The sequence below is a fragment of the Lactobacillus sp. PV037 genome (assembly GCF_014522345.1).
Lineage (GTDB): Bacteria > Bacillota > Bacilli > Lactobacillales > Lactobacillaceae > Lactobacillus.
On sequence record NZ_CP041986.1, the window covers coordinates 1 to 14,130 of the forward strand.

Consider the following 14,130-nt stretch of genomic DNA (forward strand, 5'->3'; position numbering starts at 1 on the left):
TCACGGCGAGTGTGGGGTTTGGGGCAAAGCCCCAGGAAAAGAAAGATGTAATTTTGTATTACCCCCCTCTACTAATAGGGGGGTAATAAATACAAGAAAAGATGTAAAAGGTGTTTAATACATGCTATCAGTAATTTTTGACTGGGTGGAATTTACTCTCCTAGAAGTGTCTTTGAAAGAAACTCTTAAAATTTTAGATTTAGATTTTTCAGAGTTGACCCTACTTTCAAAGGGAAGGTTTGGCTACCGTCATCAACTCAAATGGAATAGTGGAAGTATTTTTATTATGTTTAGTGCTAAAACAGATAAAGTCACAGAAACCTCTAAAATAGACAAAAAAGCAGGAGTTCATGTGATGATTACAGGTCAAGGGTGTCGCCAATTTTCTGTAAATGGAGATTTGCTTAAGTTGATTGCTACCTTGTACTTACTGCCACACGTAAATTTTTCCAGGATTGACCTAGCAGTTGATGACTATAAGTCGCAGATTATCAGCTACAACTGTATAAATAAGGCAGCCCTAGCTAGAAATTTTACTTCTAGGTGGAGTAAATGGGACGAAATTAATTCACGTCAAACATCTACTGGAAACTTCTTGGGCAGAACCATGTATTTTGGCTCACAAGCATCTGACCTTTTCTGCAGGATTTACGATAAGACACTAGAAAGAAAAGCAAATTCGGAAGAAGACGAAGTACCTGGAGCTTGGACTCGTCTAGAAGTGGTCTATCGTAAGGAAAGAGCTAAGAAGCTAGTAGAGCACCTCATGCATGGACTACCTGTAGGAGATGCCTTAAAAGGCACTTTAAAGCAATACTTACGCTTTTTAACACCTTCAACTGATAGTAATAAATCTCGCTGGCCAACAGCTCCTTGGTGGGAATCCTTTCTTCAAGAAGTTGAGAGCTTGCAACTGACTGTGAAAAAAGAAAGTAAATCAATCGAAGATATGGCAGCATGGGTAGAAAAGCAAATTGGCCCTTCGCTAGCTGCGATTTTAAAAGCCCACGAAGGTGATTTACACTGGCTTAGACAAGTTATTGCTAAAGGTGCTCACCGTCTCTCACGTCGCCATATAGACGCAATAAATATTTATAAAGGACAATTAACATGACAACATATCCAAAAATTGCTTGGACTTTTTCAGATACTCCAAGCGGTCCAGAAAAATATCAAAAACTTTTAAAAGCAGGAGTTAAAGACTTAGTAGTTCCTATCAGTGCTACCAAGGGGAGGCTTTTAGCAGGAAGTCATCATGCTTCATTAATCAGAAAAGCAGGATTACGGCTTCACCCATGCATCCAAACGGACTTATCTTCTCCAATTTTTGATACAAAGTACTTTTTAGAAGCCTGCTTTGAACTTCACTTAAAACGTACTATGAAGCTGACTGTGAAGCTTGTATCAAATAAAGAAGTTAAAGATAAAGCTAGACGAATAAACCAGCTAGTGAATTACCTTGCTGGGATTGTTCCTGAAGAAAATATTGGGATTGCAATTGACAAGAAAGACTTAGATAGTGGTGAATTTAAAATCGAAGATTTACCACCTACCTTAAATGTCACAAGCTTCAACGAAAATAAACTCAACTCAGGAATTGAAAAAGCCGGAACTTGGATTTATACAAATACCTTTGAAAAAGAGCATCTAGCCCTAGGATATGACTTTTATGGCTTTTATACAGGAGAGCAGGAATATCAGCTGTCCTTAGAAAGTAAATATATCAGCCAGCCAGGTGACACATGGGTTACAATTGCGACTAGACATGGTATTTGGTTGCCAAAATTGCTTCAAATCAATAATGCAACGTACTCAACTCTGATAGTACCAGGACAAGAGATAAAACTCTCTTAAAATACTTTATAAAATAAAAGCCCCCTTACAGTTGAGGGTCTCTCAAGCGCTCTCCAGACAGCAAGCTGTCTTCCGTTTAGCGCTTAGCGAGCCCCAATCCTTTCAGGGGGCTTTTATTTTATCTCCATCTGCTACAACCGCCTATTGAACAAAATAGGCGGTTTTTGATGTCTTAATAAGCCTAAGTTCTATAATTATAATTGTAGGTGATTACTAATGGAGGGAAAAAGATGTATTCAGTTACTAAAAGGATTAGTAAGGTTAAACAACCACGAGGTGGATATGTAAATAAAAAAGCCTTAACTGCAACACAGTTTGAAGATAATATTTCTTTGAATGAAAAAGAAAATATCCATGCAAGTCTAGTTGGTCTTGTTGTCGACTATATGACAAGATTTATGATGGGCACTCCAAAAAAAGAGGCTTTTTCTATTTCTATAAATGGAGCTATGGCCTTAGATTCATGGACAGAAGGTAAAGTAGAACTTCAAAATGCACTAGCATTACTAAAAAATATTAAAGGCCTTGATAAAGATTCTATTATTGCTGCTTGTAAAATAGTAGGATACGATGTGTGTTACAGAGCAGGAATAATGGGTTATAAGCCGGTAGAAGAAATTAATCCAGATAAATCTACAATAGAAAATATTATAACTATGATTAATCGAAGTTTGGTCTTTTGGAAAAAGTATGGACCAATTACAAAGGATGGTTTTACTTTTGAAGGTGGGTACACAGATATTATTTCAACAGGTGATGGTGATTATTTAACTAAAGATACTCTATGGGACTTTAAAGTGTCAAAGACAGAGCCAACCACTAAACATACCTTACAAATCTTGGTATATTATCTCATGGGGAACCACTCAATTCACACTGAATTGTTTAAAGATATTAAAAAATTAGGTCTTTACAATCCACGCTTAAATAAGATGTACACAGTAGAAATTAACTCGATACCTGAAGAAGTAATGAATGAAGTATCACATAAAATTATTGGATATTAATACGAGACAGTAGACGATAATCAAAAAGAACCCCTAAAAGGATTTGGGCTCGCTAAGCGCTAGACGGAAGACGACTTGTCGTCTGAAGAGCGCTTGAGAGACCGTTGACTGAAGGGGTTCTTTTTGATTGTTAATTTAATATTTATCTTAGTGATTTTCTATAACCTGCACGTTTTGCAGCAGCTTCTGAGGAAAAGTAAACTGCATTACTTGAGCTCATGTGGTAATTTTGACCACTCATAACATGATAAATTTTTGATCTTTTATTACCTACTACTGTGTATCTGGCAGTGCTAATTCTGTTTGCCACATTATGAATTACTCTTGTTTTTGTCTTTTTAGTAGCAGATTTTTTCTTGGTAGTTGTTTTCTTATGTTTAACTACAGTAGTTTTCTTTTTAGTAGTAACACTTTTTCCTACCTTACTGGTTCCATCTTTATAGTTTAAAACCATTCCTGGTTGAACATTAAAGATATAAACATTAAAGTGGACGCTGTTATCACCAATGGATTGAGCTTCCATTTGAACACCACTTGCTAAAAGGTTGTTTCCTTTGTAAATTGGGGTTACTCGGTAGCGGATGTAGTGCTTATTTGAAGCCTTGATATAAGTGGCTACCTTATTTTCGTATTTAAGCATATTAGGATCGTTTAATTCACGAGTCCCAGTGATTAAGTTACGAGGATTGTTATTTTCTCCAGTAAGTTGGTAGCCGATTAAATGTGAGCGATTATAAAGCCAACCACTCTTAATACGTTTATTGTGCCAGCCAGTCGGATTCCAAGTTAAAGCTGAACGCATTGTTGTTGGCATTAACTTTTTATTTAAAAGTGCATTTGCAGTGTGAGCACGGTTTAAAGTATCTAATTCGCTGAATTTTTGCCATGCACCGTGGCTTTTACTCTTAGTTGCAGCTGAAAAACTAGGCTTATTGTTATTTACAGTTACAATTTCATCTTTAGAGTAATTAAGACTGGATAAAGAGCTTGTACTGTAGCTCTTTGCTTGAACTTGGGGTGTATTGTTTGCAGAAACTCCCAAGGTAGTAGCTAATCCTAAAGAGACCACTAAAGATGTTACAATTTTTCTTAATCCATGTATTTTCAAAATAAAAATTCCTTTCACTATACATTAATATCAGACAAAAATTAATTATAGCATTTTTAAATTAGAAATTTTTATTATACCCATATCCCCACTTTGGTAGCTTATGTCTAGCCTTCGGGGCTTCAGTCGGCTGCGCCGTCTTCCGTGCCCCCGAAGCCGTAGCCAACGCAAGTTGTGGGGATATGGGGATATTCTTTACAACATTGTATGAACTTTATCGGCTACATAAAAAGATGAACCCTAAATTTAAGGTTCATCTTTTTAGAATTTAATCAAAATTGTATTTTGATACACGTGGATCATAATCCGCATCTTTTATTTTAGTAAAAGTTACACTATCTGCTGGTATATAGGTAGTGATCTCATTTTCATGACGATGCTGGGATCGGTAAGCGGCTACCGCATAATAGTATTTACCATTATATTTAACAATTAATTTTACGCCACCAAGACGCGAAACCTGTACAATTTTATTCTTTTTAACAGTCTGCTTTTCTTGTGACGATATATTAGTTAACGGCGTTAAGATTTCAGTCATATCATCATTATCATCTTCATCGGAATAGAGAGGACTATTAGCTACTTTTATATCTTCAGTATCAAAATATACTGTAGCATCTTTTTTTAATTTAAAGGCCATAACTTCAGTAGCTGTATTTACTTTCTTTTCAAACTTTTTATAAGCGTCTCTATACTTTTTTGCGGTTTTATCGTTCTTCAAGTTATAAGGGGTCACATCTGCGGCATTAAATTCTACATTAGAATATAATCCATCCTTATCATCCTCGTCTATCTCAATATAATATTTTCCTTTATGATACCATTCTGTGTCATAAGATGAGTGGCCATCCAAAGATTTTAGATCGTACATTTGACCAGCTTTAAGTGTTTGATATGCTTTTCTTTTTCCGGTCGGATCCGTTTTAAATTTACCAGCTAACTTTATATCTTTTTTAGGAATAATAGCATCTGCATGTTTGTAATTATAATCTGCTGTATGGTTAACCACCTTTTTACTACTTTTTGTAGCTTTCTTTGTTTTCTTAGGAGTTACGGTTTTCTTTACCTTTTTTGCTTTTTTATGTTTTACAACTTTTTTCTTTGTACTCTTTTTCTTTGCAGCTTGAACAACGCTAGAAGTAGTGGAATTATTTACTACAGAACTTGCAACAGGTGCTACTGCTAATAAAGTAGCAGCAATAGCACTAATTTTAATGTTTTTATTCATTATCAATTTCTCCTCAAAATAATTTATGCATTCTTAGTGTAGCACCTCTATTGTTATTCAATTTATTATCTTCCAATGTGCAAAAAATAAATAACGTTAACAACGCAATTGGTGGAACTGGTAGGTGGAAATCAAAAAAGAGCGCTCATAAAATATGAGCGTTCTTTTTGTTGCTTATAGTCCGTTGATAAATAATTAACTACATTGGATATTTATAAACTAAAGGGAGCTTTTATGATGAATCAATGGATAGGAAACCGTATTAAAGAATTACGTGCACAAACAGGTTTAAGTCAAGAAAAATTTGCTATGAAAATCAATATGGATAGATCTTACTTTGCAGATGTAGAGCTAGGGAACAGAAATATATCTATAAATAACCTTGAGAAAATCATTAAAGGCTTTGATATTACATTCGAAGATTTTTTTAAAGGAGTATAATATGACCAAAGATTATGACAGAGTTGAACAAAATGTAGCTTTAAGCATAAATAAATTAAAAGGTTCCTCTCTTCCCAACAATTTACCTCAATGGTTAGTAAACCTTGGAGTTAGACCTGGTGCCATAATTTTAAAGGCAGAGGATATTGGGGCTTCAAGTCCCGACAATAAAACAGACATACTTGTTACTTTGAAAAACTCAGAACCATTAAAAATATCTGTAAAAAAACCTAATGCAGATTACTATGGTAATTGGTATGGTCACATTAAGATGGTCAATGTTTTTGGAAAACAAATTTTTGATAAGCTAACAGTAGCCATAACCCAATGGGCAAACAATATAAAAGATGACCCAACATGGGACAAAAAGCCTTTTGTTGGTGTAAGTGTTAATTTTGGTAAAAGATCTGGAAAAACTAAATTAGGTTTTAATGAAGTTTTTAGCAATGAAGATATTCTTACAATTGCTAAAGGTAAAGGAAATGGTACTAATACAGCTAACACATTACTTATTACTGACCATGGTGCAATTGATAGTGCTGATGAATTAATATCTTCCTTAGAAGAGCTAACGGTTAAAAATATTTTAAATGAAATTGGAGAATTTGATATTGCTGTTAGACCTATTAATCCCATGACAGAAGGAAGTAACAGAGGGAAGAATATTTATACTCGCTTTGTTCCTTACAAGAAGCTTGATGTCCCAACAACTATTACAACCATGTCAGAACTTACAAAATTAGGTACATATAAAACTGTTTCTCCTGTGCTAAGCCGACCTATGCTAACTCATAATTTTGTTCTTGATGATTTAGAAAAGAACTATAACATTATAATTCCACGTAAATCAAAATAAGAATAGTCTAGACAAATTATTAAAATAAAAAAGTTGATAATCTTGGTTTTATAAACTGAAGTACCTCACAATTGTTAGACATATGTCTAACAATTGTGAGGTACTTCAGACTTTGATACATCAACTTTTTTATTTTTATTCAGTCATTTCTGGGTGATCTACAAAGAATTTAGCAATTGGATACATAACTTTTCTAGATAATTCTACAGGAACTGCATTACCTATTTGTTTATACTTTTTATCTAAATATCCATTTTTACTTTTAGCCGTTTCTCCACCAGTAAATTTGAACCAATCTGGAAATGTTTGTATTCTAGATATTTCTTTAACACTTAATCTTCTATTTTTATCTCCCTGAAATTTCCATTTATCTTTACCAACCTTAATCATTGGTTCTCCACCAGGCCATAACGGAGCCTGACGACCTGAAGCTTGAATAGTAAATGACTGTTCATTCCATTTTTTCTTTCTATTACGTGACATATACATTGAAGAAAAGCTTCCTTCAAATACATCATCTGGATTTTCCGGTAAATCCCCAATAGCATCTTTTAAAGTTACATATGGGTTGGTCAACAAATTATCACCATTAGTTGGTTCTGGTAGTTTATATTCCCAATCGTATTTTTCTTTAACCTTCTTTATGTTTGTACCTATCAAAATTACCCTTTCACGTAATTGTGGTACACCATAATCTCTTGAATTAACTAAGAATGCTTTAACTTCATATCCAGCAGATGAAAAATCTTCTAGTAACTGTTTAAACACTTCACCTTTAGCCAAAGTTAGTAGCCCTTTAACATTTTCACCTACAAAGAATGCTGGTTGCGTTTCTAACAACGCTCTAATGTAATGTACATACAAAAAATTGCGAGGGTCATCTATTAATCTGGGTCCTGCTGCAGAAAATCCTGGACAAGGGAATCCTCCTGCCATAATTTGACATTCAGGAAAATGTGCAATTTTTCTAATATCTTTGTCATTTTTCACTACATCATCTGAAAACATTTCGGCATATGTTTCATTAGCCTCTTTAAAATTATCATTTGAATAAGATATATGAAAAATACTCTTTGTGCGATTTTCAAAATATAAATTTTTTGATTTTAAGATATTATTCGTATATTCTTTTCCTTCAGTTGCATCTAATCCTGCTAATTCTAACCCTAAATCTAATCCGCCAGCACCTGAAAATAAACTAACCATATTAGCTTTATTTTTTTGTTCACTACTTTATTTAATAAGTCATCCTTTTCCTCATCGAATATTTTGTTTTGTTCTTCCTTAATTTTAGTTAAAAGTACTCTTTTTACCTCGTTTTTTGACAATTTTGAAGCAGATACAAATTTTTTACGCATACTATGACCTCCATTTGATTACTTACAAATAATAACCTAAATAGAAATAAAAGGCCAGTTTTTATTTAATTTACTTTAAAGTTCCTTGTGCCTTTATGGTATTATATTTATATAAACAAAAAAAGCTCGTATCAGATTGGAACCCTGGAAACGAACTTTGATGTGTTTTTCTATGTCTAAAAGTATTATACCAAAATACTACCAATTTTCAACATACTTAATCTCTACTTTGGTAGAATTATAATATTATTTAGTCTAGAATTTTAAACCTTCAGAGTTCGTAAGAGCACTGGAGGTATTTTTTATGTCTGACAAAAACAAAAGATACAGTGCGACGCAAATAAATGCGGAACTGTTTTGGAAATTTCCCAAATTTTTATTAGAAAATCAGAAGTATGAGAATCTATCTAATGACGCTCGCGTAGCTTATATGCTCATCAAAGATAGATATAGATACTCGCTCTCAAATCAATGGATAGACGCTAAAGGAGACGTGTACGTGATATTTACCATTGAACAACTAAGAGAGCTTCTTCATGTTGGAAAAAATAAGGCAATTTCCATCAAAAAAGATTTAATTAATCTTGATTTATTAGAAATTGAAAAACAAGGTTTTGATCCAAAGTCACAAAAAAATTTACCTGATAAATTTTATCTTTTACAGCCAGAATACGTTGCCGAGGATTTAATTTCACAAACTTCACAAGCGCAAAGCCTTGATATAAGCGGAGGTTTAAAAATCAAACCTCGGTCAAAAAATAAAGAAATCCCGTCAAATCAAGAAAGTAGTGATTGTGAAAATTGCAACAATCAAGCATCAACCTTAGAGCCAAACGGAGGTTTAAAAACTAAACCATATAAAGATAAGAATAATTCAGATACTATAAAAGATACTATGAAAGATACTCAAACTTGGGATTTTTCATCACAAAAATATCCCAAAGAATTGGTTAGAAAACAAAACGAAGATTTATTAAATCATTTAGATGAATTCTTGAATACAAATTCTTCAATGCCTATGTTCTTAAATAAAGAATCTTTAGACCTAATTAAGATGTGGTTCAGAACACCTCAAGAAGTATCTGAATGCATTAGCACCATTTTAAATGCTGCTAATGATAGTAGAGAGGAAGCTATAGAACAATTAGGAACTCATAAACTAAACTTTGAAGATTACGATGATGAGTTAAAAGAAAAAACCACTAATGCTCTTAGAAGATATTTCAATAAAATGCGAACAACGAAAAAAGGTGAAATTAAAAATCCCAAGAATTATTTATACATTTCAATGAAGAACTTGTTTGGTTACTGGCAAAATGAAATACTTATCAATAGAAAAGATGATAACAAAAATAGTTAACGTTAATTAACGTTAAAAAGGTGTTAATTATGGAAAATAAAATATTATCAAAGTCTAAAATAGCTGAAAAACTAGGCACTAATGCCATGAGGGTCTCTCGCTTTATTGATCGCAAAAAAATCACACCTGTTAAAAAATCAGGTAAAAGAGAGCTCTATAACTTAACAGATTTTAACGCGTTAAAATCTGAATTGAGTAATCCAAAATCCCAATCTGAGGCTCAAAATCATGGTTTTAGTAAAGATGATTATATTTTAACGTTAAAAAAACAGTTAGAAGCTCAGAAACAGCAATACGAGCAAGTGGTGGCTTCTAAGGATGAAACTATAGCTTCTTTAAAGGAAACGATTAAGACATCTGATAAGGCTTACGAAGATATGAAGGAACAGCTTGCTGTTAAAGATGGACAGATAGCTTCTTTAACTAAATTAACTACTAATGCACAGACGCTAAACCTGTTGGACAAGCCTAAACAGGATAAGGAAGAAACTAACAGTGAATCTAACGTTAAAAGTGAACGTGAAGACGTCGTTAAAGAAGAATATGAACATAAAGGATGGTTCAAGAGACATTTTAGAAAAAAATAAATTACCGAGGATAGAATATGAAAAATATTGAAAAGGTATTAACCAAACCAGAAGACGAATACCATGACTTTAAACAGCAGTGGTACTCTTCGAATGATAAAAGTGAATTTATAAAAGATATTTTTAGTTTTGTAAATACTGTACATCATGAAGATTGCTACTTAATAATTGGCGTTGATGATGACAGAAATATAGTAGGAGTTGAAGATGATGAAAATCGTCTTAATACTCAAAAAATTACGGATTATCTTCATCAATTACCTATTGCTAACTCTCAGGTACCTAAAGTAGTTGTTGAGACTTTAACCATTGAAAATCATGAAATAGATATTATTGTAATCAAAGATACATCAGATGTTCCTGTTTACCTCACTGAGGATAAACACCCAAAGGGATCAAGAAGACCAATTCACGCTGGACAAATTTTTGTACGAGAAAATGATACTAATACTCCTATTAATAAATCAGCTAGTGACTATCAGGTAGAACGACTATGGAAGAAACGGTTTGGGTTAGAACTACCAATTAAAGAAAAGTATAGAGTTAAATTAAAAGATATAGGTAATTGGGAATATTTTGGAGGTGATGAACCAAGATTGCTGTATACGATAGATCCAGATTATTGTATCTATATTAAAGATGAAGAAATAGCTAGGGACCAAGTTCAATCTTATAGTTTGGGGCAAAGTAGTTCAAAGGTGCATTGGAGTAAAATATTATTACAATATAAAAACAACACTATATTTGACTCATTAGGTGTTTATATGGATAAGTTCAGATTTTTTACTGTAGTACCAATTTTAGGAGTTGTGCCGCCAAATGAAAGGGAAGTACTAACTTTTCAATATTTTATAAGAGAATCTTATGAGTATTTACTTGAACAATTATTTATTTCTAAAAAACATTATGAACTTTCCCCGGATTACTTTGAAAAAGAAAAACTCTTTCAAAGAGTAGTTATTTTCGATAATCAGGCCCAAAAGAATAAGGTACTAGAAGAATTATCTAGGAAAAAAGATAGTATTAAAGAGAAATGTATTCCCACTAAAGAAGAATTAAACCAATGCAATTCATTAATAAACTTTGATTTTGGTACCAATGCTTACGAAGCCCAAGAAGAATACATTTATAGGTTATGCAAAGAAGCAAAAGTAAGTGAATTTATTAATGAATATTTAAAGGAAAATAAGCTAGGGTCTATTTCTAATAAATAACCCCTAAAGAATATTGATAAATCAAGACTCTTATTTTATGATTAATAAATAAGGGTCTATTTTTATGTTTTAAGCATAAATAGACCTAACCCATAAGATAGGATTAATTAAAATGAAACAGCTAGTACTACCGATTAAAGATAAAAATATTCTTCATCAGGTCCAAGATACTTTACTGAATAATTTCAAAGTTGGAAGGCGAAACTATACTATCTTTCAAGTAGGTAAAGCCACCCTACTTCGAGTTAGTGATGTATTGGCTCTTAGACGTTCCCAAATTTTTGAAGAGGATGGAACTATTAAAAGAAATGCATATATTGTCGATAAGAAGACTAGGAAAGCCAATACTCTTTACTTAAGACCTGTAGAGGAAGACTTAAAGAAGTATCTAGATTGGCTACAAAAAGAAAATATAGATTCGGAGTGGCTTTTTCCCTCAATTAGACACCCTGATAGGCATATTACTGAAAAGCAGTACTATAAAGTTATGGCCAAAGTCGGAGACCTTTTAAGTATTCCCTATCTTGGAACTCATACCATGCGCAAAACAGGAGCTTATATGGTATATGAACAAAGTCACTATAATATTGGACTTGTGATGAGTCTTTTAAATCATTCAAGTGAAGAAATGACTTTGAAGTACTTGGGTTTAGATCAAGTAAGTAAAGAAAAGATTCTGGATACTATCAATTTTGAATAAATAACAAAATTACATAAAACAAATATATTTAATTATAATATTGTTATTTTAGTTGATATTAGATATAATTAATTTACATCAAGAAAGAACACTTTTATACATTTGAAATGAATTAAGCAATGATGACATCACGATGAAGAGACCAATGCGGTGAGAAAGTATCATTGCTTTTTTTGTGCAATTTTACTTTCTCACAAATTTAAAATTATTGAGGAGGAAAATTTAATGAAGTTGGAAACTGTATTTGGATCAAGAAAATTAGGTGTCAAGTATGTAAAAGAGGGGGCTACCAAGGAAACTAGCGTTTCATTATCTAACTTGGCAAAAGAAGCCACTAATGACCAAGTGATGCAAGTAGTTAAAGCTTTAGACAAGTTAATTAACGGTGAAATTACTGCTGTTAACATGACTGAAGTAACTAATGGTAGCTTTTTAGAAGACTAATTTAAAGAGGAGGAATAAGAATGGCAACAAAAGTTTTAAAATTAACCTTTGTCAACGGTGAAGGCAAGAATACTAATCTTTCAATTGCTAACCCTAAGGTAGATTTACCTGAAGATACTGTAAAGGCTGCTATGGATGAAATCGTAGCAGCAGGTGCATTTATGAAAGATGGTGTAAACAAGTTTGTTGGTGTTGTTGGTGCGAAGTACTACACTACTCAATCTGACGCTATCTTTAGCAACAAAGCCGAATAATGTTGCTTGAGGGAGGGGAGAAATCCCTCCCTCTTTTTGTTTAGGAGAAGATGATGGATAAATATTTAGAATTAGTAAGCTATGCTCATCCAGTCTATCGAAAGTGTGAACTTTGTAAGAGAGTAAAAGATGTAGTTTATCGCTTGGATGTCAAACATGCAGACAGCTCTGCGATGCTAACGGGATCTTTAGACCTTTGCAAAGTTTGCTCTATAAACATGGGTGACATCATTAGAAAGGCTAAATAGATGACACAAGAAATCATGAAATATGTCTTAGAACAGGCGTCAGGCGTGGTTATTGCTCTTATGCTTATAATTCGTATTGAAAGTAAGCTAGATGGGCTAACAGCTGCAATCATGCGTCTTTCTGAGACTAAAAGCGAGGATCGTGTGTAGACACACGACCAATTTTTATATTTATGCAATTTAGAGAAATATGCGAAAAGTTCCTGGAAGATAAGGAATTAGAGGGGTGCGCTAAAGGTACGCTTCGAGAATATAGAAGTCGACTTGAAGAACTTGGAGATTATTTTAATCAAGAAAAGCTAAATTTTTTAACGTTAGAAAATACTGATATATCAACATTTGTTCATTTTTTAATTAAAAAAGGGCAAAAAAATCAAACAATAAAAAATAAATTATCGACGTTTAGCGTACTTATTAATTGGAGCGTCAAAGAGGGCTTACGTGAAAATCTAGATGTTAAGCAACACTATCCTAAAGTGGTTGTTCAAAAAATATCTAGACTAAGTGATGAAGAAATAAAAATTTTCACATCTTACATTGATGGCTTACAAGAAAATATCAGAGCTGCTTTTTACCTTATGATGGGCACTGGCTGTCGAGTGGGTGAAGCAGCACATCTTAGACCAACAGATGTCACTTTAAGAGGAAAATCTGTCTATATTGATATTCACGAAGCCAAATGGGGTAGTGATCGGTGTATTCCAATTACTGAGCAAGTACCTGCACAAGTGGTGTGGAAGTATCGAGAAGAGTTGGAATTAGACTCGCGCCCACTTTTTAGAGTCTCAAAAAGGACTTTACAGTGGTATGCCACTGACTTCGCTAAGAAAACAGGAATACCTTTTAAGTGTCACTTACTTAGACACACCTATGCAGCTCTTTTAACAGAAAAAGGAGTGCCAATGACTACAACTCAAGTTTTACTAGGACACAAAAGCCTTAGTATGACAGCTCACTATGCGAACTCAGCCATCGCTGACTTAAAAGATATATCTGCAACAATTTAATTTTTAAAGGAGAAACGAAAATGAATGACATTAAGCTATTAGGTAGATTGACACATGCACCTGAAATTAAGAAAAGCTCCGGAGGGCGTGATTATGCATGGTTTACTGTTGCTGTACCACGTAGGAACGATAAAAAAGAAGCTGATTTCATCAGATGCGTTGCTTTTGATAAATTGGCTTCAGCGATGAACCAATATTGTGGTAAAGGACGCCAAGTTTTAGTACAAGGACGTCTTCAAGTAAGTTCAACTACTCAAAATCAAGAAACTAAGTACTATCATACTGTAATTGCACATGCTGCTCATTTTTTACATGACCCTAATGTAGCTACACCAGCGGAAGAAGAGGTTCCTTTCTAAAGCTGTCAATGATAAGCGCAGAAATGCACGCATTTCGAGCATTAAGGAATTGACAGCATAAAACCTTACACTTAAAGAAAGGAAAAGCAGGCAGGCTTTTCCTGC

The 14,130-nt window shown here is 33.4% G+C and carries 18 protein-coding genes; 14 read left to right on the forward strand and 4 right to left on the reverse strand.

Features of this window, described 5'->3' with window-relative positions; all coding sequences use genetic code 11:
- Positions 1 to 121 precede the first annotated feature (121 nt).
- The 3 genes from FP435_RS00460 to FP435_RS00470 all read left to right on the forward strand — a co-directional run bounded on the left by FP435_RS00460 (position 122) and on the right by FP435_RS00470 (position 2,861).
- Positions 122 to 1,114 carry a replication initiation factor domain-containing protein gene (locus FP435_RS00460; protein WP_265482853.1) on the forward strand — a complete coding sequence of 331 codons (993 nt, stop codon included), beginning with the start codon at positions 122 to 124 and terminating at the stop codon, positions 1,112 to 1,114.
- Positions 1,111 to 1,854: a LysM peptidoglycan-binding domain-containing protein gene (locus FP435_RS00465; RefSeq protein ID WP_265482854.1), complete on the forward strand. Its 744-nt coding sequence runs from the start codon at positions 1,111 to 1,113 to the stop codon at positions 1,852 to 1,854. The genes FP435_RS00460 and FP435_RS00465 overlap by 4 nt, the downstream gene beginning before the upstream one ends.
- A 230-nt stretch (positions 1,855 to 2,084) precedes the next feature.
- Positions 2,085 to 2,861 (forward strand): hypothetical protein, encoded by a 777-nt coding sequence (locus FP435_RS00470; protein ID WP_265482855.1) that lies wholly within the window; start codon positions 2,085 to 2,087, stop codon positions 2,859 to 2,861.
- A gap of 142 nt (positions 2,862 to 3,003) precedes the next feature.
- Here the strand turns inward: FP435_RS00470 and FP435_RS00475 are convergent, their stop codons facing one another.
- Positions 3,004 to 3,903 (reverse strand): DNA/RNA non-specific endonuclease, encoded by a 900-nt coding sequence (locus tag FP435_RS00475; RefSeq protein WP_265482860.1) that lies wholly within the window; start codon positions 3,901 to 3,903, stop codon positions 3,004 to 3,006.
- Between the two features lie 334 nt (positions 3,904 to 4,237).
- Positions 4,238 to 5,197, reverse strand: a complete 960-nt coding sequence (locus FP435_RS00480; protein WP_265482856.1) for a hypothetical protein — start codon at positions 5,195 to 5,197, stop codon at positions 4,238 to 4,240.
- A gap of 234 nt (positions 5,198 to 5,431) precedes the next feature.
- On the opposite strand from FP435_RS00480, the gene FP435_RS00485 reads away from it, so the two are divergent.
- Positions 5,432 to 5,638 (forward strand): helix-turn-helix domain-containing protein, encoded by a 207-nt coding sequence (locus FP435_RS00485; RefSeq protein ID WP_265482857.1) that lies wholly within the window; start codon positions 5,432 to 5,434, stop codon positions 5,636 to 5,638.
- A gap of 1 nt (position 5,639) precedes the next feature.
- Positions 5,640 to 6,494, forward strand: a complete 855-nt coding sequence (locus FP435_RS00490) for a hypothetical protein (protein ID WP_265482858.1) — start codon at positions 5,640 to 5,642, stop codon at positions 6,492 to 6,494.
- Between the two features lie 135 nt (positions 6,495 to 6,629).
- Here the strand turns inward: FP435_RS00490 and FP435_RS00495 are convergent, their stop codons facing one another.
- Together FP435_RS00495 and FP435_RS00500 are read right to left on the reverse strand one after the other, a co-directional pair.
- Complete coding sequence (locus FP435_RS00495; protein WP_265482859.1) at positions 6,630 to 7,700, reverse strand: DNA cytosine methyltransferase; 1,071 nt, start codon at positions 7,698 to 7,700, stop codon at positions 6,630 to 6,632.
- On the reverse strand, positions 7,667 to 7,852 hold the full coding sequence (locus FP435_RS00500) for a hypothetical protein (RefSeq protein ID WP_265482843.1): 186 nt from the start codon (positions 7,850 to 7,852) through the stop codon (positions 7,667 to 7,669). The genes FP435_RS00495 and FP435_RS00500 overlap by 34 nt, the downstream gene beginning before the upstream one ends.
- Positions 7,853 to 8,156: 304 nt before the next feature.
- Between FP435_RS00500 and FP435_RS00505 the strand changes: the two genes are divergently transcribed.
- The 9 genes from FP435_RS00505 (at position 8,157) to FP435_RS00545 (ending at position 14,025) form a co-directional block, all read left to right on the forward strand.
- On the forward strand, positions 8,157 to 9,212 hold the full coding sequence (locus FP435_RS00505; protein WP_265482844.1) for a replication initiator protein A: 1,056 nt from the start codon (positions 8,157 to 8,159) through the stop codon (positions 9,210 to 9,212).
- Positions 9,213 to 9,241: 29 nt separating this feature from the next.
- On the forward strand, positions 9,242 to 9,799 hold the full coding sequence (locus FP435_RS00510) for a hypothetical protein (RefSeq protein ID WP_265482845.1): 558 nt from the start codon (positions 9,242 to 9,244) through the stop codon (positions 9,797 to 9,799).
- Between the two features lie 17 nt (positions 9,800 to 9,816).
- A complete protein-coding gene (locus tag FP435_RS00515; RefSeq protein WP_265482846.1) occupies positions 9,817 to 11,013 on the forward strand; it encodes an ATP-binding protein in 1,197 nt (398 codons plus the stop codon).
- Positions 11,014 to 11,125: 112 nt separating this feature from the next.
- The gene (locus tag FP435_RS00520; protein ID WP_265482847.1) at positions 11,126 to 11,713 is read left to right on the forward strand and encodes a tyrosine-type recombinase/integrase; all 588 of its coding nucleotides are present in this window, start codon (positions 11,126 to 11,128) and stop codon (positions 11,711 to 11,713) included.
- Positions 11,714 to 11,938: 225 nt separating this feature from the next.
- On the forward strand, positions 11,939 to 12,157 hold the full coding sequence (locus tag FP435_RS00525) for a hypothetical protein (RefSeq protein ID WP_265482848.1): 219 nt from the start codon (positions 11,939 to 11,941) through the stop codon (positions 12,155 to 12,157).
- A gap of 20 nt (positions 12,158 to 12,177) precedes the next feature.
- Complete coding sequence (locus FP435_RS00530) at positions 12,178 to 12,411, forward strand: DUF2922 domain-containing protein (protein WP_265482849.1); 234 nt, start codon at positions 12,178 to 12,180, stop codon at positions 12,409 to 12,411.
- A 248-nt stretch (positions 12,412 to 12,659) separates the two neighbouring features.
- Positions 12,660 to 12,809 (forward strand): YvrJ family protein, encoded by a 150-nt coding sequence (locus FP435_RS00535; RefSeq protein ID WP_265482850.1) that lies wholly within the window; start codon positions 12,660 to 12,662, stop codon positions 12,807 to 12,809.
- Between the two features lie 23 nt (positions 12,810 to 12,832).
- Positions 12,833 to 13,666, forward strand: coding sequence for a tyrosine-type recombinase/integrase (locus FP435_RS00540; protein WP_265482851.1), 834 nt, complete (start codon positions 12,833 to 12,835; stop codon positions 13,664 to 13,666).
- Positions 13,667 to 13,686: 20 nt separating this feature from the next.
- Complete coding sequence (locus FP435_RS00545; protein ID WP_265482852.1) at positions 13,687 to 14,025, forward strand: single-stranded DNA-binding protein; 339 nt, start codon at positions 13,687 to 13,689, stop codon at positions 14,023 to 14,025.
- Positions 14,026 to 14,130 lie beyond the last annotated feature (105 nt).